Origin of the sequence: Streptomyces massasporeus (assembly GCF_014648995.1) — a bacterium.
GTDB classification, from domain to species: domain Bacteria; phylum Actinomycetota; class Actinomycetes; order Streptomycetales; family Streptomycetaceae; genus Streptomyces; species Streptomyces massasporeus.
In genome coordinates this window covers 725,808-744,357 of record NZ_BMSE01000001.1, presented here as the reverse complement: position 1 = coordinate 744,357, position 18,550 = coordinate 725,808, and the positions used below count along the sequence as shown (strand labels likewise).

20 protein-coding genes and 1 pseudogene are annotated in these 18,550 nt (G+C 72.4%); 13 read left to right on the top strand and 8 right to left on the bottom strand.

The window, feature by feature from the left end:
* Positions 1-3: 3 nt before the first annotated feature.
* Positions 4-1,254, top strand: a complete 1,251-nt coding sequence (locus IE153_RS03435) for an alpha-L-fucosidase (protein ID WP_189588262.1) — start codon at positions 4-6, stop codon at positions 1,252-1,254.
* Between the two features lie 78 nt (positions 1,255-1,332).
* The gene (locus IE153_RS03430) at positions 1,333-1,851 is read left to right on the top strand and encodes a cupin domain-containing protein (RefSeq protein ID WP_189588261.1); all 519 of its coding nucleotides are present in this window, start codon (positions 1,333-1,335) and stop codon (positions 1,849-1,851) included.
* 4 nt (positions 1,852-1,855) lie between these two features.
* Here the strand turns inward: IE153_RS03430 and IE153_RS03425 are convergent, their stop codons facing one another.
* Positions 1,856-2,992, bottom strand: coding sequence for an ATP-grasp domain-containing protein (locus tag IE153_RS03425; protein WP_189588260.1), 1,137 nt, complete (start codon positions 2,990-2,992; stop codon positions 1,856-1,858).
* Positions 2,993-3,249: 257 nt separating this feature from the next.
* On the opposite strand from IE153_RS03425, the gene IE153_RS03420 reads away from it, so the two are divergent.
* Together IE153_RS03420 and IE153_RS03415 are read left to right on the top strand one after the other, a co-directional pair.
* On the top strand, positions 3,250-4,110 hold the full coding sequence (locus IE153_RS03420) for a metallophosphoesterase family protein (RefSeq protein WP_189588259.1): 861 nt from the start codon (positions 3,250-3,252) through the stop codon (positions 4,108-4,110).
* A complete protein-coding gene (locus tag IE153_RS03415) occupies positions 4,107-4,766 on the top strand; it encodes a 4'-phosphopantetheinyl transferase family protein (protein ID WP_189588258.1) in 660 nt (219 codons plus the stop codon). Before IE153_RS03420 ends, IE153_RS03415 begins: the two co-directional genes overlap by 4 nt.
* Before the next feature lie 200 nt (positions 4,767-4,966).
* Here the strand turns inward: IE153_RS03415 and IE153_RS03410 are convergent, their stop codons facing one another.
* The 3 genes from IE153_RS03410 to IE153_RS03400 all read right to left on the bottom strand — a co-directional run bounded on the left by IE153_RS03410 (position 4,967) and on the right by IE153_RS03400 (position 6,590).
* Positions 4,967-5,191 (bottom strand): hypothetical protein, encoded by a 225-nt coding sequence (locus tag IE153_RS03410; RefSeq protein ID WP_031109019.1) that lies wholly within the window; start codon positions 5,189-5,191, stop codon positions 4,967-4,969.
* A 176-nt stretch (positions 5,192-5,367) separates the two neighbouring features.
* Positions 5,368-5,898, bottom strand: coding sequence for a toxin-antitoxin system, toxin component (locus IE153_RS03405; protein WP_189588257.1), 531 nt, complete (start codon positions 5,896-5,898; stop codon positions 5,368-5,370).
* A gap of 32 nt (positions 5,899-5,930) precedes the next feature.
* Complete coding sequence (locus IE153_RS03400) at positions 5,931-6,590, bottom strand: helix-turn-helix domain-containing protein (protein ID WP_189588256.1); 660 nt, start codon at positions 6,588-6,590, stop codon at positions 5,931-5,933.
* Between the two features lie 238 nt (positions 6,591-6,828).
* Here IE153_RS03400 and IE153_RS03395 point away from each other — a divergent pair, with 238 nt between their 5' ends.
* From IE153_RS03395 to IE153_RS03365, 7 genes and pseudogenes are all read left to right on the top strand, one after another.
* Positions 6,829-7,494 (top strand): MmyB family transcriptional regulator, encoded by a 666-nt coding sequence (locus tag IE153_RS03395; RefSeq protein ID WP_189588255.1) that lies wholly within the window; start codon positions 6,829-6,831, stop codon positions 7,492-7,494.
* Between the two features lie 99 nt (positions 7,495-7,593).
* Positions 7,594-8,748 carry an NAD(P)/FAD-dependent oxidoreductase gene (locus tag IE153_RS03390; protein WP_189588254.1) on the top strand — a complete coding sequence of 385 codons (1,155 nt, stop codon included), beginning with the start codon at positions 7,594-7,596 and terminating at the stop codon, positions 8,746-8,748.
* A pseudogene (locus IE153_RS03385) lies at positions 8,745-9,041 on the top strand ((2Fe-2S)-binding protein); the annotation flags it as partial. The gene IE153_RS03390 and the pseudogene IE153_RS03385, both read left to right, overlap by 4 nt.
* Positions 9,042-9,183: 142 nt before the next feature.
* Positions 9,184-10,548, top strand: a complete 1,365-nt coding sequence (locus IE153_RS03380) for an FAD/NAD(P)-dependent oxidoreductase (RefSeq protein WP_189588252.1) — start codon at positions 9,184-9,186, stop codon at positions 10,546-10,548.
* Positions 10,545-11,435 carry a dihydrodipicolinate synthase family protein gene (locus IE153_RS03375; RefSeq protein WP_189588251.1) on the top strand — a complete coding sequence of 297 codons (891 nt, stop codon included), beginning with the start codon at positions 10,545-10,547 and terminating at the stop codon, positions 11,433-11,435. The genes IE153_RS03380 and IE153_RS03375 overlap by 4 nt, the downstream gene beginning before the upstream one ends.
* A 56-nt stretch (positions 11,436-11,491) precedes the next feature.
* Complete coding sequence (locus IE153_RS03370; protein WP_189588250.1) at positions 11,492-12,493, top strand: proline racemase family protein; 1,002 nt, start codon at positions 11,492-11,494, stop codon at positions 12,491-12,493.
* 41 nt (positions 12,494-12,534) lie between these two features.
* Positions 12,535-13,206: a GntR family transcriptional regulator gene (locus IE153_RS03365; RefSeq protein WP_189588249.1), complete on the top strand. Its 672-nt coding sequence runs from the start codon at positions 12,535-12,537 to the stop codon at positions 13,204-13,206.
* An 83-nt stretch (positions 13,207-13,289) separates the two neighbouring features.
* Here the strand turns inward: IE153_RS03365 and IE153_RS03360 are convergent, their stop codons facing one another.
* From IE153_RS03360 to IE153_RS03350, 3 genes are read right to left on the bottom strand one after another with little or no spacing between them, the layout of a single operon-like run.
* Positions 13,290-14,225, bottom strand: a complete 936-nt coding sequence (locus IE153_RS03360; protein ID WP_189588248.1) for a PDR/VanB family oxidoreductase — start codon at positions 14,223-14,225, stop codon at positions 13,290-13,292.
* A complete protein-coding gene (locus IE153_RS03355) occupies positions 14,222-14,401 on the bottom strand; it encodes a hypothetical protein (RefSeq protein ID WP_189588247.1) in 180 nt (59 codons plus the stop codon). Before IE153_RS03355 ends, IE153_RS03360 begins: the two co-directional genes overlap by 4 nt.
* On the bottom strand, positions 14,398-15,468 hold the full coding sequence (locus tag IE153_RS03350; protein WP_189588246.1) for a Rieske 2Fe-2S domain-containing protein: 1,071 nt from the start codon (positions 15,466-15,468) through the stop codon (positions 14,398-14,400). The genes IE153_RS03355 and IE153_RS03350 overlap by 4 nt, the downstream gene beginning before the upstream one ends.
* Positions 15,469-15,630: 162 nt before the next feature.
* Between IE153_RS03350 and IE153_RS42860 the strand changes: the two genes are divergently transcribed.
* A complete protein-coding gene (locus IE153_RS42860) occupies positions 15,631-16,056 on the top strand; it encodes a peptidoglycan-binding protein (protein ID WP_189588245.1) in 426 nt (141 codons plus the stop codon).
* On the top strand, positions 16,053-17,258 hold the full coding sequence (locus tag IE153_RS03340; protein ID WP_189588244.1) for a hypothetical protein: 1,206 nt from the start codon (positions 16,053-16,055) through the stop codon (positions 17,256-17,258). The genes IE153_RS42860 and IE153_RS03340 overlap by 4 nt, the downstream gene beginning before the upstream one ends.
* Here the strand turns inward: IE153_RS03340 and IE153_RS03335 are convergent.
* Entirely contained in the window at positions 17,237-18,520 is a 1,284-nt protein-coding gene (locus IE153_RS03335) for an MFS transporter (protein ID WP_189588243.1), read from the bottom strand. The two genes, IE153_RS03340 and IE153_RS03335, sit on opposite strands and share 22 nt — an antisense overlap.
* Positions 18,521-18,550: the final 30 nt, after the last annotated feature.

Here is an 18,550-nt window from a genome sequence, read left to right as displayed (position 1 = left end):
CGCATGGCCATGCAGCCGTGGTTCGAGGACGCCAAGCTCGGCATCTTCGTCCACTGGGGCATCTACGCCGTCGACGGCGTCCAGGAGTCCTGGTCGTTCTACGACGACATCGTTCCGCACGACCGGTACATGTCCCAGCTCGACCGGTTCACGGCCGCCCGTTACGACCCGCGCGACTGGGCGAGGCTCTTCGCGCGGGCCGGCGCCAGGTACGCCGTCCTCACCAGCCGCCACCACGACGGGGTCGCCCTGTGGGACACCGCGTACGGCGAGCTGAACGTGGGCCGTGACCTGATCGGCGGCTACGCCGAGGCCCTGCGCGAGCAGGGCCTCAAGGTCGGCCTCTACTACTCCCACTCCGACTGGAGCCACCCCGACTACGCCTCCACCCGCAAGCCGGGCCGCCCGCCGGAGCTGGAGGACAACCGCTACTCCGAGGTCGCCGCCGAGTTCGAGGACCTCCAGGCCTGGGAGAGGTTCCTCGCCTACCGCGACGGCCAGATCCGTGAACTCACCCACCGCTACCGGCCCGACCTGATGTGGTTCGACGGCGAGTGGGACCGCAGCGAGGAGCAGTGGCGCATCCCCGAACTCGCCGCCCTCATCCGCTCCGAGGTGCCGGACGTCGTCTTCAACGCCCGCATGCTGAGCGAGGGCGACTACGCCACCCCCGAGCAGGGCGCCCCCGTCATCCCCCCGGAGGGCCCCTGGGAGCTCTGCCTCACGATCAACGACTCCTGGGGCCACCAGCACCACGACCACCACCACAAGTCCGTCGACCAGCTGATCCGCTACTTCACCGAGACCATAGGCGGCGGAGGGAACCTGCTCCTCAGCGTCGGCCCGCGGGAGGACGGCACGATCACGGACGAGCAGGCCCGGCGGCTGGAAGGGCTCGGCGACTGGATCGCCCGGCACGCCGAAGCGGTGTACGGCACCGTCCGAGGACTCCCGCCCGGGCACCACTACGGCCCGAGCACCCTGTCCAAGGACCGCCGCACCCTCTACCTGACCCTCTTCGACGCCCCGCGGGCCGAGATCAACGTCCGCGGACTGCTCAACACGGTCCGCCGGGTCTCGGTCCTGGGCAGCGGCACCGAACTGGCCCACCAGGTCACCGGCGGCCTGCACGAGACACCGGGCATCCTCTGGATCGCGCCGCCGTCCGCAGCCGACGTCGACCCGCACGCCACGGTGCTGGCCGTCGAACTGGAAGGAGAACTGGACCTCTACCGGGGCGGGGGCCGCTTCTGACACCCCTCGAATTGACCCACGATCACGGCACCGAAGTGCCCCCTGCCGTGGGTCGCCCGGCTCCCTAGAGTCGATGTCATGACGACGACACAGAACGACACGCGAAACAGCAGCGGCTTCGCACCGGTCCTCACCCGCGCCGCCGAGGCCGAGACGACGCGCGACCCCAGCAGCGTGATGACCCTGCTCACCGACTCCGGGAACACCGGCGGACGGCTCACCGCCTACCGGTCGACGTTCGCCGAGGGCGCGGTCGGCGCACCCGCCCACCTGCACACCGAGGCGTCCGAGATGTTCTACGTCATCGACGGCGCGCTCCAGGTACTGGTGGGCGAGGAGATCACCGTGCTGCGAGCCGGTGACTTCCTTCTCGTACCGCCGAACACCCCGCACGCCTTCGCCGCCGCGCCCGGTGCGACAGCCGACGTGCTGTTCGTCTTCACCCCGGGCGCCGGGCGCTTCGACTACCTCCGGCTGCTGGGCCGGGTGATGCGCGGCGAGGCCGACCCGCAGGAGATCAAGGACTCCTCGGAACGCTTCGACAACCACTACGTCGACAGCCCCGTGTGGCGCGAGGCGATCGCCGCCAGGGTCTGAGACCTCAGAGGGGCAGCGCCTGGGCCGCCGACCCGACGGCGTCGGCCGGTGCGGCCGACGGGGGCGCCGGTACCGCCGGCAGCGGGTCCGCCGTCTCCGGCCGCTGGTGCGGCAGCGACACCGGTCGCAGCGGACGCGGCCCCGACACCACCGTGTAGTCCTGGCCCAGGAACGGCGGCACCACCTCTCCCGGGTCCTCGCCGAGGGCCAGCTGCACAGCGGCCCAGGGGGCGTTGACACCGCACAGGGACAGCTGGTGCAGTCCGCCGGCCGGGCGGGTGTTGACGTCCATGAGGACCGGCCGGTCGCCGAACATCCGGAACTGGATGTTGGACAGGTAGTGCAGACCGAAGCCCTCCGCGATCCGCCGCGCCGGGTCCAGCCACTGCTCGTGCAGCGTGAAGCCCCGGCGGCGGCCGTTCTTGGTGCGGCCCACCGCCAGCCGGACCCGGTTGTCCGGGCCGGTCAGGCAGTCCACCGACACCTCGGGCTGCTCCAGACGCGGCATCACCAGCCAGTCGACCGGCTCCTCGGCCTGCCGCAGTGCCTCCAGCACCACGTCGAGCGGCACATACGGGCTGGGGAACCCGCTCAGATGCGTCAGCGAGAAGGGCGTACGCGTGATCACCCGGAAGCCCACCCCGCCGGCCCCGGACGCCGGCTTGAAGCAGGCCTTGTGCCCGCCGGACTCCAACTCCTCGACGGCTGCGACGAGTTCGTCCGCCGCGCGGACCCGGTACCACGGCGGAACCGGCACGCCGATCGCCTGGACCGCCTCGTAGGCGATCACCTTGTCGTGGAAGACGGCCACGGCCTCCGGCGGCGGCGCCAGCAGCGCGGTGCCGATCGCCTCGAACTCGGCGCGGTGCGCCACGATCGCCGACTGGTGCAGCCGGGGCACGAACACGTCGATGCCGCGCCGCGCGCACTGGTCCAGCGCGTACTCGACGTACCCGGCCGGGGACAGGTTCTCGGGCTCCAGCTCGGCGGTGTCGGCGGCGGCCAGCACCGGCGAGTCGGGGTCGCCGTGGGTGGCGTGGATCTCGACGGCCCGGTCGCTGGGATTTCTCCGCAGCTGATCCATGAAGAACACGTTCTCCGCGTACGTGCGGTTGAGCCAGACGCGTACGCGAGAGACCATGCAGGCCGCCTTTCACGGTTCGCGGGCAGGGCTGAGCAGCCCGTGCCCGGGCAGGAAAATGGAGGGACACCAAACCGCCCCTGTGAAAGGGAAGTTCGTAGCGGTGGTGTTGGGCCAGATCATACGGCTTCGGCGAGCCCTGTCGTGCAACGCGCGTGTGAAGGAATTCTCCGGCCACGGCGCCGGGCCGCTCTTGCACCCCGTCGCGCGGATGTGATCTCTTGGTGACGTCCGGGTGCGCGCGGAGGGGGCGAGAGGTGACGTCGACGGCCGGTGGCGCCGCACAACTGCTGGCCATCAGCGATCTGCACATCGGCTACCCGGAGAACCGCGCCCTGGTCGAGGGCATGCGGCCCGGGACGGACGACGACTGGCTGCTCGTGGCCGGTGACGTCGCGGAGACCGTGGCGGACATCCGCTGGGCCCTGGAGACGCTCGCGGGCCGCTTCCGCAAGGTCGTCTGGGTGCCCGGCAACCACGAGCTGTGGACCCATCCGAGCGACGCCGTCACCCTGCGCGGTGCCGACCGCTACACGCACCTGGTCGAGCTGTGCCGCGAACTCGGCGTGACGACCCCCGAGGACCCCTACCCCGTCTGGGACGGCCCCGGCGGCCCGGTCGCCGTCGCCCCGCTGTTCCTGCTGTACGACTACTCGTTCCTGCCGGCCGGCTGCACGACCAAGGAGCAGGGCCTGGAGTACGCGCAGGGCACCGGGATCGTGTGCACCGACGAGTACCTGCTGCACCCCGACCCGTACCCGAGCCGGGAGGCCTGGTGCCGGGCCCGGGTCGCCGAGACCGAACGCAGACTCGCCGCACTCCCCGGCGACCTGCCGGTGATCCCCGTCAACCACTACCCGCTGCACCGGCATCCGATGGACGTGCTGTGGCACCCCGAGTTCGCCATGTGGTGCGGCACGGACCTGACCGCCGACTGGCACCGCAGGTTCCGCGTGCACACCATGGTCTACGGCCATCTGCACATCCCCCGCACCACCTTCCACGAGGGCGTGCCCTTCGAAGAGGTGTCGGTGGGCTATCCGCGCGAGTGGAGCAAGCGGGCCCAGCCGCCGGGGCGGCTGCGGCGCATCCTGCCGAGGGAGGGCGAGCAGCGGTGATCGAGGAACTGCTGCCGGACGCCGTGGTCACCGTGGAGGCGTACGGCCACGAGGACACGGACACCCCGCTGTACCCCGAGGAGGCGGCGCTCGTGGCCCGGGCGGTCGCCAAGCGGCGCAGGGAGTTCGCCACCGTGCGCTCCTGCGCCCGCCGCGCCATGGAGAAGCTCGGTGTGCCGCCGCAGCCGATCCTGCCCGGGGAGCGCGGCGCCCCCCGCTGGCCGGCCGGACTGGTCGGCAGCATGACCCACTGCGACGGCTACTGCGCCGCGGCCCTGGTCCGCGCCGGCGACCTGGCCTCCCTGGGCATCGACGCCGAGATCCACGGGCCGCTGCCCGAGGGTGTCCTGCCGTCCGTGGCCCTGCCGGCCGAGGCGGACCGGCTGCGCGGGCTCGCGGCCGAACGCCCCGACATCCATGGGGACCGGCTGCTGTTCAGCGCGAAGGAGTCCGTCTACAAGGCGTGGTTCCCGCTCACCGGGAAGTGGCTGGACTTCATGGAGGCCGACATCGAACTCACCGCCGACGGCACCTTCCGCGCGGCGCTGCTCGTCCCCGGCCCCTGGGTGGGCGGCCGCCGCATCGGCCACTTCGACGGCCGCTGGACGGCGGGGCGGGGCCTGATCGCGACGGCGATCGCCCTGCCGCACGGCTGACCCGGTCCCAAGCAACCCGGCCGGGTCTGCCGCACGGGCGCCCCCGCCCTCCCGATCCGGCCCGGGTCTGCCGCATGGCTGCCCCTGCCCCCCCAACCCGCCCAGGGGCTGCCGCACGGCCGCCCCCGTCCCGCACAACCCGGCCCGGGTCTGCCACACGGGCGCTCCCGCCCTCCCGATCCGGTCAGGGGCGCCCCGGGTCAGGGGCCCGGCTCCGGGCACCAGTTCTCCAGGAGGCGGAAGAACGCCTCCTCGTTGCCGGTCAGTCCCGCGCGCTCCAGGGCCTGCTCGGCCTCGGCGAGCACCGCGGGCGGGACGAGCGGCGGGCTGCCCTCCAGGTCGAAGGCGGCACGGACGGTGTGCAGCAGCCGCAGATAGGCCTGGACGGCGGTGCGTTCACGATCGGTCAGAACGGCGGTGGGCATCGGTCGGCTCTCCCCGTGTCGGCGTCGTCGGTCCCGCGCCCTCGCGGCGCGCACGCCCCGCACGGCGGTGGCGCCCCTCCAGCTTGCCGCCCACCACTGACAATCCGGTCCCGCCGCCCTCCGGTTCGCCCGCTCGGCGGAGGCGGACCGCACCACGTTGCCGTGGCGGCGCCCCGTCAGCCCTGCGGTCCGCGATACCCCAGTGACGCCTCGATCCGACCCGCCAGGTGGTCCCGCTGCACCGGCCCCCGCGACGACGAACCCGCGAGCCACGCCCGGCACTTGCTGGCGAGCAGCAGGCCGAAGCTCTCGGCCTCCATCTCGTCGTCGAGGTCGAAACGGGTGCGCGCGGCGACCTTCAGCACCGTCGCCTCGAGGTCGGCGCCGTCGTCGAGCAGCCGGGCCGCCACGGCCGCGCCCTCGACGTGGTGGGAGCAGTGCCCGGCCTTCATGTGCCACAGCTCGTGGCCCAGGATCACCAACTGGTGCTCGGGAGCGGTGCGTTCCTCGATCACGACGAGGTCCTGGTCGGCCATGTCGAGCCAGAGCCCGCTGGCGGTCCCGGGCGGGAACGCGGCCGTACGGAAGAGGACGGGACGGCCGCGGCGTCTGCTCATGCCGTCGCACAGGGCGGCGTACAGCTCCTCGGGCCGGGCCGGCGCGGGGAGGGTCAGCTCCGCGACCAGCTCGCCACACAGGCGGCGCATTTCCTTACCGATGCCCACAGTTCTCCCCACGGTCACGACTCGGGCCGCTTGACGCTCTCCAGGAGCATGTCCAGCCACTCCGCGACCTTGTCGCGGTGCTGGTCGGTGGGCAGTTGCGCGGCCCGCCAGGCGATGCCGCGCACGCCGTGGTCCTGCAGCAGCCGCTCCAGCGGGTCGTCCGCCGCCGCGGCCGCCTCCCGCTCGCGGTCGGCGAGCTTCTGCAGCAGCTCCTGCTCGGTGTGCTGGAGGGCGCTCACGAGCGCCTCGGGGTCCTCGGCCGTCAGGAAGCCGGCGTGCACCCGGAAGAACCTCTGGAGGGCGTCGCAGTGTTCCATGGTCGGCCGCCGGTCGCCGTTGATGAGGGCGCCGGCCTGCTGGCGCGACATGCCCGCGCCGTCGGCGATCTCCTGCTGGGTGTACTTGCGGCCGTTGGGCTTGAGCCGGGTCCGGCGCAACAGGTCCAGACGCTGCAGGAATCGGGCCTGGACGTCGGGCTCGCCCGCCGGCCGGCCGCAGAGCAGGGCCTTGACCACGGGATCCGGAACCCCGGAGGCGACGGACAGCCGGCCGATGTCGAAGACCTCGGCCTGCGGCACGCCGAGCCGGTCGGCGAGCGCGCCGACACGGGAGACGACGGCCGGTAGCACGGCCGTCGGCGTGGCGCCCGGACCCTCGACGAAGCCACCCGTCACCGACAGATCTCCTACGTATCTCACAGGCTTCTCACAAGTGGATGCCGTGACCTACCCCGGCGTGAACTTCCCGGAGCGTAGCCGGTGCTTCGAACTCACATCCAGGTCTCGCCACAACTGTGGCCAATTTCAGCCGTCAACAGGCACGGAATGCCACGATAGTTGACACGCCTCAACCCGGGGCAGCAGGATCGGGGCGCCGCGTCAAGGCCGCACAGGCAAGAGGGGTGACCTCCCGATGGCATATCAGGCAGGAGGGCAGCGGCCGGCACCGCGGCCCGTCCCCGAGACTCCCGAGGCCCAGGCCTACCTGGAGGACTACGCCGGGCTCCTGGAGGGAGTCTCCTTCCCCTCCCTCGTCGTCGACCACTGCTGGGACGTGGTGCTGACCAACAGCGCCTTCCGGTCACTTTTCCGTGAGGTCGGACCACACCCGACGGCGATGCCGGGCGACAACTTCCTCAGGTTCGTGCTGTTCCACCCCGACGCTCCCGGCGTGCTCGGCGACCACGAGGCCAGCTGGTGCCTGCCGATGCTCGCGCACTTCGCGCGGACCGTGGAGGGGTACGGCCCCGATCACGGCCTGCAGGCCATCCGCCGCGACATCGCCCAGGACCCGATCATGGAGGCCGCCTACCGGCACGGCCTGCCGCACTGGATCCGCGCGGTCGGCGAGGACGCCGTCGAGCAGGACGGTGCCGTACGGCCGCTGCTGCACCCCGATCCGCGCCGGGGCGTCACCGAGTGCAGGATCGTCGTCGAGACGTCCAGGACGCTCGAGGAACTGGGCTGCGCCCGGGTCACGTTCGTCCTGCGCGAGGCCCGCCGCTCCGCGTCCCGGGAGCGCCGCACGCGCCGCGCCGCGACCGTGTCCCACCTGAGGGTCGTCCCCGCGGCCGACTGACCGCTCCCGCGCGTTCGCCCCTTGTCGACCGCCTCCGCGCGTCCGCCTGTCCTTGTCCGCACCCTTCCCAGGCCCTGTGGTGTGTGACATGGTACTGACGTGAGCGAGTCGCTGACCTGCGATGTCGTGGTGGTCGGTGCCGGCGTGGTCGGCGCCGCCACCGCCCTGTACGCGGCCCGCGCCGGCCTGGACACCGTCGTGGTGGACCGGGGCCCGGTGGCCGGCGGCACGACCGGAGCGGGGGAGGGGAACCTTCTCGTCTCCGACAAGGAACCCGGACCGGAGCTCGAACTGGCCCTGCTGTCCGCCCGGCTCTGGGCCGGACTGGCCCGGGAGGGGCTGGGCGAAGCCGTCGAGTACGAGGCCAAGGGCGGTGTCGTCGTCGCGGGCACGGACCGGGCTCTGACCGGGCTGGAGAAGTTCGCCGCCGAGCAGCGCGCGGCCGGGGTCGAGGCCGTCCCGGTGCCGCCCGACCGGCTCACCGACCTGGAGCCCTGCCTGGCCCCGGGCCTCGCGGGCGGCATGCACTACCCGCAGGACGCCCAGGTGATGCCCGCCCTCGCGGCGGCCCATCTGCTGCGCGCCTCGAAGGCCCGGGTGCGCACCGGGCAGGAGGTGACCGGGGTGCTGCGCGGCCCGGACGGTGCGGTGCGCGGCGTGCGCACCGACCGGGGCGACCTGCACGCGCCCGCGGTCGTCAACGCGGCCGGCACCTGGGGCGGCGAGCTGGCGGCCCGCGCCGGAGTCCTGCTGCCGGTACGGCCCCGGCGGGGTTTCGTGCTGGTCACCGAACCGCTGCCGCCCCGCATCCGGCACAAGGTGTACGCCGCCGACTACGTGGCCGACGTCGCCAGCGACTCGGCGGCGCTGCAGACCTCCCCGGTGGTCGAGGGCACCCCCGCCGGACCGGTCCTCATCGGCGCCAGCCGCGAACGGGTCGGCTTCGACCGGTCCCTGTCTCTCCCGGCGCTGCGCGCGCTGGCCGCCGGCGCGATCGCGCTCTTCCCGTTCCTCTCCGGAGTCCGGGCCCTGCGGACGTACGCCGGCTTCCGGCCGTATCTGCCGGACCACCTGCCCGCGATCGGCCCCGATGCGCGGGTGCCCGGGCTCTTCCATGCCTGCGGGCACGAGGGCGCGGGCATCGGACTCGCCACCGGCACCGGGCATCTGATCGCCCAGGCGCTGACCGGGCGGACGCCCGACCTGGACCTCGTCCCGTTCCGGCCCGACCGTTTCACCAAGGAGGCCGAGTGAACCCGCTGGAGCTGGCGGGGGCCAGGCCCGGCCCCGCCTTCACGGTCACGTTCGACGGGCGGCCGGTCGAGGCGCTGCCCGGGCAGACGGTCGCCGCCGTGCTGTGGTCGGCAGGGGTGACGTCGTGGCGTTCCACCCGGGGCGAGGGCCGTCCGCGCGGGGTGTTCTGCGGGATCGGCGTGTGCTTCGACTGCCTGGTCACCGTCAACGGCCGTCCCAACCAACGGGCCTGCCTGGTGCCGGTCCGGCCGGGGGACGAGATCGGCACGCAGGGCGGCACGGGCCATGGGGAGATGGGCACGCAGGGCGGCACGGGCCGTGGGGAGATGGGCACGCAGGGCGGCACGGGCCGTGGGGAGATCGGCACACAGGACGGGACGGCCCACGGCGAGACCGGCACACGGGGCGGCCGCACTGGCGACGAGGAGGCGCGTCATGCGGACTGACCTCGTCGTGATCGGCGCCGGGCCGGCCGGGCTCGCCGCCGCCTTGGCGGCCTCCGCGCGCGGCGTCCGGGTCGCGCTCGTCGACGCCGCTGCGCAGACCGGCGGGCAGTTCTACCGGCAGCCCGCCGCCGGACTCGGCGCCGGGCGGCCCGAGGCGCTGCACCACCAGTGGCGGACCTGGGAGCGGCTGCGGGACGGGCTCGCCGCCGGCCCCGTACGCGTCCTGACGGAACACCACGTGTGGTGCGTGGAGCGCACGTCGGACGGCTTCACCGTGCACGCCCTGCTCGGCCCGGAGCAGGAGGAGCCCGTCGAGGTGCACGCGCACGCCGTGCTCCTGGCCACCGGCGGCTACGAGCACGTGCTGCCCTTCCCCGGCTGGACCCTCCCGGGCGTCGTCACGGCCGGGGGAGCTCAGGCCATGCTCAAGGGCGGTCTCGTGGTGCCGGGGCACCGAGCCGTGGTGGCCGGGTCCGGGCCACTGCTGCTGCCCGTGGCGACCGGGCTCGCAGCGGCCGGCGTCGAGGTCGCCGCACTCGTCGAGTCCACCGACCCGGGGCGCCTCGCCCGGCACGCCCCCGCCCTGGCCGGCAAGCTCCCCGAGGGCGCCGGACACGCCGCCGGGCTGCTGCGCCACCGCGTCCCGGTCCTCACCCGGCACACCGTCGTCCGCGCCCACGGCGACGACCGGCTGACCGGCGTCACCGTCGCCGCGCTCGACGCCGACGGGCGCGTCCGGCCCGGCACCGCACGGCACCTGCCCTGCGACACCCTCGCCGTCGGCCACGGCATGCTCCCGCACACCGACCTCGCCGAGACCCTCGGCTGCCGGCTCGACGGCCTCACTGTGGCCGTCGACACCGAGCAGCGCACCGACGTGCCCGGCGTGTGGGCGGCCGGCGAGGCCACCGGCATCGGCGGCGCCGCCCTGGCCCTCGCCGAGGGGCACATCGCCGGCTGCTCGGCCGCCGCCCACCTGTACGGCACCGCCCCGGATCCGGCCCCGGCCGCCCTCAAGGCCCGCGCGAAGCTCAGACGATCGGCAGCCGCCCTCGACGCCGCCTGCGCGCCGCCCGTCCACTGGCCCGAGCACCTGACCGACGACACCGTGGTCTGCCGCTGCGAGGAGGTCACCGCGGGGTCCGTGCGCGAGGCCCTGGACCTCGGGGCGGGCGACGAACGCACCGTGAAGCTGCTCACCCGGGCCGGGATGGGCTGGTGCCAGGGCCGGATGTGCGGCACCGCGATCGCCGGTCTCGCCGGCCGCGCACCCACCCCGGCCAAGCGCCCGTTCGCCCGGCCCGTGCCGCTCGGCGTCCTCGCCCGGCAACACCCCCAGGAGGGACAGTCATGACCGAACACCGCCCCTGGCGCGGCGTCCTCGTCGCCACCGCGCTCCCGCTGAACGACGACCTCTCGGTGAACCACGACCGGTACGCCGAGCACTGCGCCTGGCTGGTCGAGAACGGTTGCGACGGCGTCGTGCCCAACGGCTCCCTCGGCGAGTACCAGGTGCTCACACCCGAGGAGCGTGCGCGGGTCGTCGAGACGGCCGTCTCCGCGATCGGCGGGGAGCGCGTGATGCCCGGCGTCGCCGCGTACGGATCCGCCGAGTCCCGGCGCTGGGCCGAGCAGGCCGGCGAGGCCGGCTGCCGGGCGGTGATGCTGCTGCCGCCGAACGCCTACCGCGCCGACGAGCGTTCCGTCCTCGCCCACTACGCCGAGGTCGCCCGGTCCGGCCTGCCGGTCGTCGCGTACAACAACCCGATCGACACCAAGGTCGACCTCGTGCCCGAGTTGCTCGCCCGACTGCACGGCGAGGGGCACATCCAGGGCGTGAAGGAGTTCTCGGGCGATGTCCGCCGGGCCTACCGGATCGCCGAACTCGCCCCCGAGCTGGACCTGTTGATCGGCGCGGACGACGTCCTGCTGGAGCTGGCCGTCGCGGGCGCCAAGGGCTGGGTGGCGGGCTACCCGAACGCGCTGCCGCGGGCCTCGGTGGAGCTGTACCGCGCGGCGGTCGACGGCGACCTCGACACCGCGCTGCCCCTGTACCGGCAGCTGCATCCGCTGCTGCGCTGGGACTCACAAGTGGAATTCGTCCAGGCCATCAAGCTGTCCATGGACATCGTCGGCCGTCACGGCGGGCCCTGCCGCCCGCCCCGGGCGACCCTGCTGCCCGGGCAAGAGGCGGCGGTCCGCGCCGCCACGGAGAAGGCCGTCGCGGCCGGACTGGCCTAGGTCGTGTCCGCAAAGCCCGACCTAGGCCGTGTCCGCACAAGAATCTGGGGACCGACATGCGCAGCAAACTCGTCCTGCACGCCGTCGACTCGCACACCGAGGGCATGCCGACCCGCGTGATCACCGGCGGCATCGGCACCATCCCCGGCGCCACCATGAACGAACGACGGCTGTGGTTCCGTGAACACCGCGACGACGTCAAGCAGTTGCTGATGAACGAGCCGCGCGGCCACTCCGCCATGAGCGGCGCGATCCTCCAGCCGCCGACCCGCCCCGACTGCGACTGGGGCGTCGTCTACATCGAGGTCTCCGGCTATCTGCCGATGTGCGGGCACGGCACCATCGGTGTGGCGACCGTGCTCGTCGAGACCGGCATGGTCGAGGTCGTCGAGCCGGTCACCACCATCCGGCTCGACACCCCGGCCGGCCCGGTCGTCGCCGAGGTGGCCGTCGAGGACGGGGCGGCCCAGGCGGTCACCCTGCGGAACGTGCCCTCCTTCGCCGTGGATCTCGACCGCAAGGCCACTCTCCCCGACGGCCGGACGGTGACGTACGACCTCGCCTTCGGCGGCAACTTCTACGCGATCCTGCCGCTGGAGCAGTTCGGCCTGCCCTTCGACCGGGAACGCAAGGACGACATCCTTGCGGCCGGCCTGTCCCTGATGGCGGCCGTCAACGCCGAGGACCCGCCCGTCCACCCGGAGGACCCGTCCATCCACGGCCTCCACCACGTCTACCTGGCCGCCCCCGGCTCGGACGCCCGCCACTCCCGGCACGCCATGGCCATCCACCCCGGCTGGTTCGACCGCTCGCCCTGCGGCACCGGCACCAGCGCCCGCATGGCCCAGCTGCACGCCCGGGGCGAACTCCCGCTGCACACCGAGTTCGTGAACGAGTCCTTCATCGGCACCCGGTTCACCGGCAGACTGCTCGGCACGACCGAGGTCGCCGGACGCCCGGCCGTGCTGCCCAGTTTCACCGGACGCGCCTGGATCACCGGCACCGCCCAGTACCTGCTGGATCCCGAGGACCCGTTCCCGGCCGGGTTCGTCCTGTAGACACACCCCTGTACGAGGACACGAGAGGAACCCCGACCGTCATGGCCCCGCAGCACACCCCCGCCCTGCCCGTGCTGGGCAGCAGGAAGCCCAGCCACCGGGAGCGGGTCGCGGACGCGCTGCGGGCCGCCCTGATCGCCGGCGAACTGCGGCCCGGCGAGGTCTACTCGGCCCCCGGCCTCGCCGCCCGCTTCGGAGTCTCCGCCACGCCCGTGCGCGAGGCCATGCTCGACCTGGCCAAGGAGGGCCTGGTCGACACCGTGCCCAACAAGGGCTTCCGGGTCACCGCCGTCTCCGAGCAACAGCTCGACGAGTACAAGCACATCCGGGCGCTGATCGAGATCCCCACCACGGCGGAGCTGGCCCGCACCGCCGACCCGGTGGCCCTGGAAGCACTCCGCCCGGTCGCCCGGGAGATCGTCACCTCCGCCGCGTCCGGCGACCTCATCGCCTACGTCGAGGCCGACCTGCGCTTCCACCTCGGCCTGCTCGCCCTCGCGGGCAACGGCCATCTCGTCGACGTCGTACGCGACCTCAGACGCCGCTCGCGGCTCTACGGCCTGACGTCGCTGGTGGAACAGGGGCGGCTGGAGGCGTCGGCCGAGGAGCACCTGGAGATCCTCGACGCGCTGCTCGCCCGGGACGAGGAGGCCGTACGGGCCGTGATGGCCCGGCACCTCGGGCATGTCCGGGGGCTGTGGGCCGCGCCCTGACGGGCCGGTCCGCCCGTCAGGGCTGCACGAGATCGAGCGCCGCCCCGGTGCCTACGGGCCGGGACGGCGCTCGGGCGACCGGTTCACAGGTCCAGCACGAGCCGCTTCCCGCGGCAGCGGGACACACAGATCAGCATGGTCCCGCCGACCGCGCGTTCGTCCTCGGTCAGCACCGAGTCACGGTGGTCCGGCTCGCCGTCGAGGACGTCGGTCTCGCACGTGCCGCAGGTGCCCTCGGTGCAGGAGTACAGCACCTCGACCCCTGCCTCGCGCACGGCGTCGAGCACGGACACGTCCGGGGCGACGGTGAGCGTCTTGCCGCTGCGCGCCAGCTCCACCTCGAACTCGGTGTCGCCGCCGGTCTCCTGCTCCTTCGGCCGGAACCGCTCGACGCGCAGGACCCCGGACGGGCACCGGGCCTCGACCGCGTCCAGCAGCGGCCCGGGGCCGCAGCAGTAGACGAGCGTGCCCTCGGGCACGTCGTCCAGCACGGAGGGCAGGTCCAGCAGGCCCGTCTCGTCCTCGGGCGCGATCGTCACGCGGCCCCCGTAGCGGCTCAGTTCCTCGCCGAACGCCATGGAGCCGCGGGTGCGCCCGCCGTACAGCAGCGTCCACTCGGCGCCCGCCGCCTCGGCCGCCGCCAGCATCGGCAGCATCGGCGTGATGCCGATGCCGCCCGCGACGAACCGGTACCGGGCGGCGGGCTCCAGGCCGAAGTTGTTCCGGGGACCGCGCACCCGCACCTCGGCCCCCTCGCCCAACCGCTCGTGCACATGGGCCGAACCGCCCCGCCCGGCGCTCTCGCGCAGCACCGCGATCCGCCAGGCCGACCGGTCCGCCGGATCGCCGCACAGCGAGTACTGCCGCTCCAGACCGGGCTCCAGCAGGACGTCGACATGGGCACCCGGCTCCCAGGCCGGAAGCAGCTCGCCCAGCGGATGGCGCAGGGTCAGGGCGAGCACGCCATCGGCCGCGAACTCCTTCCGCTCGACGACGAGTTCGGCCTCGTACACGCTCATGAGCTGTTTCCTCGCGGCTCGTCGACGGAGTGCCCCTGCGGATGGGCGAGCATCCACTCCCACATCTCGACCGGGTCCTGCGCGGTGTGCTCACGGCCGCAGTGGCAGGTGCCGTGCAGGGTGTCGGTGCCGGGCAGCCAGTCGATGCGGTAGACCTCGCCGGTCGGAGCGGTCACCGGACCTTCTCCACGGGCTTCTCGCCCTGCTCCACCAGCCGGGCGAGGATGCGGCGGGCGGCCAGTCCACCGGTGTCGATGTTGATGCTCAGCTCCTGATAGCCGGTGCGTTCGGTGCCGAGCGTCTTCTGCAGCAGGTTGAGCGCGGTGACGTCCTGCATCACGACCGTGTGGTTGTTGCCCCGCAGGAACTCGGTCACTTCGGCGTCGTCCGTCGCCCAGTCCCGGGAAACCGCCCAGAAGTCGTACACCGTGCCGTCGCCGGACGGTGTGATCGCGTACGTGATCTCGGTGTGGAAGCCGTTCGGGTCGCTGCCGTCCGCCTCGGGCAGCACCCCGGCCGGGGCGATGCGGCTGTGCAGCAGATACAGACAGGGGGCGTGGTACTCGATGTCCTGCCAGCGGGTGATCCGGCCCTCGATGCCGGTCGACCTGGCGTAGAACGGCGGGCATTCGGCGTCGTCCATGTGCCGGCTCACCCGGACGATCCCGGCACCCTCGTCGACCTCGGTGGTGATCGGCGTCTCGGCGACCTCGGGGGTGCCGATGTAACCGCCGTGCAGATACGTCTCGTGGGACAGGTCGAGGAGGTTGTCGACGAGCAGTCCGTAGTCGCAGTCGATGGGCTCCATGCCGCGCACGGTGACCCAGCCGGGGGAGTCGAGGTGCCGGGCCCGGGGGATGGTCTGCGCGTCGGCGAGGGCCGGGTCGCCGATCCACACCCAGATCAGCGAGTCCTGCTCGACGACCGGGTAGGAGGCGATCCGGGCCGTGCGCGGCACCCGTTTCTGCCCGGGCACGTACACGCACGTACCGGACGTGTCGTACGTGAACCCGTGGTACCCGCACACGATCCGGTCCCCGTCCAGCCGCGTCGGCGCCTCCGACAGCGGATAACGGCGGTGCACGCACCGGTCGTGCAGCACGACCGGCGTCCCGTCCTCCTCGCTCCGGTACAGCACGAGCGTCTCACCGAGGATCGTCCGGCCGAGCAACTCCCGCCCCACCTCGTGACTGTAGGCGGCGACGTACCACTGGTTCCTGGCGAAGGCGGTCATGTGAGGCATGGGCGCTGGCTCCCGTCTCTGGTCGTGCCGTCATCGTCGGCGCGGCTCTCCCGGCGCCGCAACGGGCCTTCCGTCAGACGGAAGCAGTTGCCGCATCAAAAAGTGAAAGCGCAACGGAATTCCCGACTTTTTCATCACGGTGAATCCGCTTAATCTGGGCATATGGAAAAGACGCAGTTCTATGTGGTCAAGCGCGGTGACACCCTCATCAAGATCGCGTCCATGCATCATGTGACGCTCGATCAGATTCTCGAATGGAATCCCGAGATCGAGAATCCTGACATCATCCATCCCGGTCAGCGGATCCGTGTGGCCGCGCCGGCCATGCACGGGGATTTCGAGCCGTTCCCGGGCGCCGACTTCTTCCAGTCCTCCGTGACGAGCCCGGTCATCGAGGCGATGGGCTTCCGCCTCATCGAGGAGGAGTGCTCGGCGTACGCCGCCGGGCCCGATTCGCAGTGGAGCGAGGCGGACCGGAAGTCGTACGCGATGTGGCAGCGCAAGCTCGGATTCACAGGCCACGACGCTGACGGCACGCCGGGCCGGAAGTCATGGGAGAGGCTTCACGTACCCGCCGTCTTCGAATGATCGGCTTCGCGTCGGGCCGGCCTCCGCGGACGGCCTGGCGCGCTCGGGCCCGGGCTCGTATCGCCTATCTCGAAGCGGAACTGGAACACGAAAGCGCCAGACGGGTTCGCGGAGACAGGACGGCGCTCGTCGAGGGAATGCGGGGGCATCTCGAAAAGGCCCGTGCGGCTGCGGACGAGGATTTCGGGTGGCGGAAGCCGTGGTCTGGCTCGGCGGCCCGTGAGGGCGTGTGCTCGAATATTCGCAGCGCCGAGGTATTGCTGATTCAACTGGTTTCCGACGAAGAAGCCGCGGGCCGCGCCAGCGAAGTCATGGCGCTGGTCAAGGATCACATGGACGCCGACGACCCCCGCCGGGTCCGGCTCGCCCTGCGGCTCCGTCCCATCATCTCCGGTGACATCACGCCGAGCGACCGGGACCTCATGGCGCGGGCGCTCGACGCCGCGTACAGCCACTTGGACGACGAACTGGCCCGGGTACGCAGCCTGCGCAACATCCTGTGGGCCGCGACGGTCCTCGTGCTGTTCGGGGTGGTGAGCCTGGCTCTCTACGGGTGGTTCTCGCCCAGCTCGCTGAGCCTGTGCTTCTCGCCCGGAAGCGGCTCCTCGCGCGACGTCGATGTCGTCTGCCCTACCGCGGAGCATCACATCGTGCAGAAACCGGGCGAGGCGAAAGTCGATCCCAGCAGCAAGGCCGACCCCACGGACATCGTCACCATCGAGATCGCCGGAATCGCCGGTGCCGCCCTCACCGTCATCGCCTCGCTGCGCCGCATCCGGGGGACCGATTCCCCCTACATGCTGCCCCTGGCGTCGGCGGTACTGAAGCTCCCGACCGGTGCCCTGTCGGCCTTCCTGGGGCTGCTGCTGATCAGAGGGGCCTTCGTCCCCGGGCTCAGTGACCTCGACACCAGGGCCCAGGTCCTCGCCTGGGCCGCGGCCTTCGGCGCCGCACAGCACCTGGTGACCCGACTCGTCGACGACCGCGCCCAGATGACGCTGTCGGAGGTGGGCAGGACCACCGACGCCGTGGTGGATCCCGAGCGGGTCGCCGTCAAGGAGGGGCTGCCGGCCCCTGCCGCCGCCGGGTCGCCCAACGGAGCGGGACCGCACGACGAACAGGACGGGGGAGCGCGCGAGAAGAGCGAGGACGGCGAGCCCGCCCCCGACGGCGCCTCCGCTCACCGCCGCAGCGGTGCGTGAGCCGTCTCCGGAAGCCGCAGATACACCACCGAGGACACCAGGCAGAGCACCGCGACGTACCAGGGGAACAGCCCCGCGTGCCCCAGCTCCTTGAACAGGGTGCCGACGTAGGGGGCCGTGCCGCCGAAGAGGGCCACCGTCAGGGAGTAGGGGAAGCCGATGCCCGCCGCGCGGACCCGGGGCGGGAAGATCTCCGCGTTCACGGCCGCGCTGATCGAGGTGAACCCGGTCAGCAGCACCATGCCGGCGCACTGCACGAGCAGCAGCACGGCGAACGAGTCGCGCAGGGTGTGCAGCAGCGGCACCGCGAGCAGCGCGAAGCCCAGGCCGAAGAAGAGCAGCAGGGGACGGCGGCCGAAACGGTCCGAGAGCAGGCCGCCGAGCGGTTGCAGCAGCGCGAAGAAGGCCAGTGAGATCGTGCCCGCGAGCAGCGCGTCCGACTTCTCGATGCCCGCGTTGAGTTCGGCGTACGTCGGCAGGTACGACGTCCACGTGTAGTACGCGATGGTGCCACCCGCCGTGATGCCGCCGATGAGGAGCGACTCGCGAGGGTGCCGGCGCAGCGCCTCGAACAGGCCGGGGCGCGGCGCCTGCTGCTGCTCGGCGCTGCGGGTCTCCTGCGCGCCCTGCCGGATCCAGAAGCCGACCAGGCTCAGCACGGCCCCGAGCACGAACGGCACCCGCCAGCCCCAGCCGTTCATCTGCCCGTCGCTGAGCGTGTCCACCAGCAGCGTCGCGATACCGGAGGCGACCAGCTGTCCCACGGTCGTCGACACGTACTGGAAGCTGGAGAACAGGCCGCGCCGGCCGGGGCCCGCCGACTCCACCAGGAAGGTCGTCGAGGCCGCGAACTCGCCGCCCACGGAGAGGCCCTGGAGCAGCCGCGCCAGCACCAGGATCACCGGCGCGAGCACGCCCACCGCGGCGTACGTCGGGGTCAGTCCGACCAGCAGACTGCTGCCGCCCATGAGCAGGATCGTGACGGTGAGGGCCGCCCGCCGCCCGTGCCGGTCCGCGACGGCGCCCATCAGCAGCCCGCCCACCGGCCGCATGAAGAAGCCGACCGCGAACACCGCGAAGGTGGACAGCAGCGGCACCAGCGAGTTGTCCGCGCTCTTGGGGAAGACCTGGGTGGCTATGTAGGTGGCCAGAAACGTGTACGCGTACCAGTCGTACCACTCGACCGCGTTGCCCACGGAGGCGGCGAGGAGCTGGCGAACGGGCCGTTTCGTCGGCGGGGAAACCGTCTGCGTCTCTGTCACGCCCCTCACCCTCCCCTGACAACGCCCCGG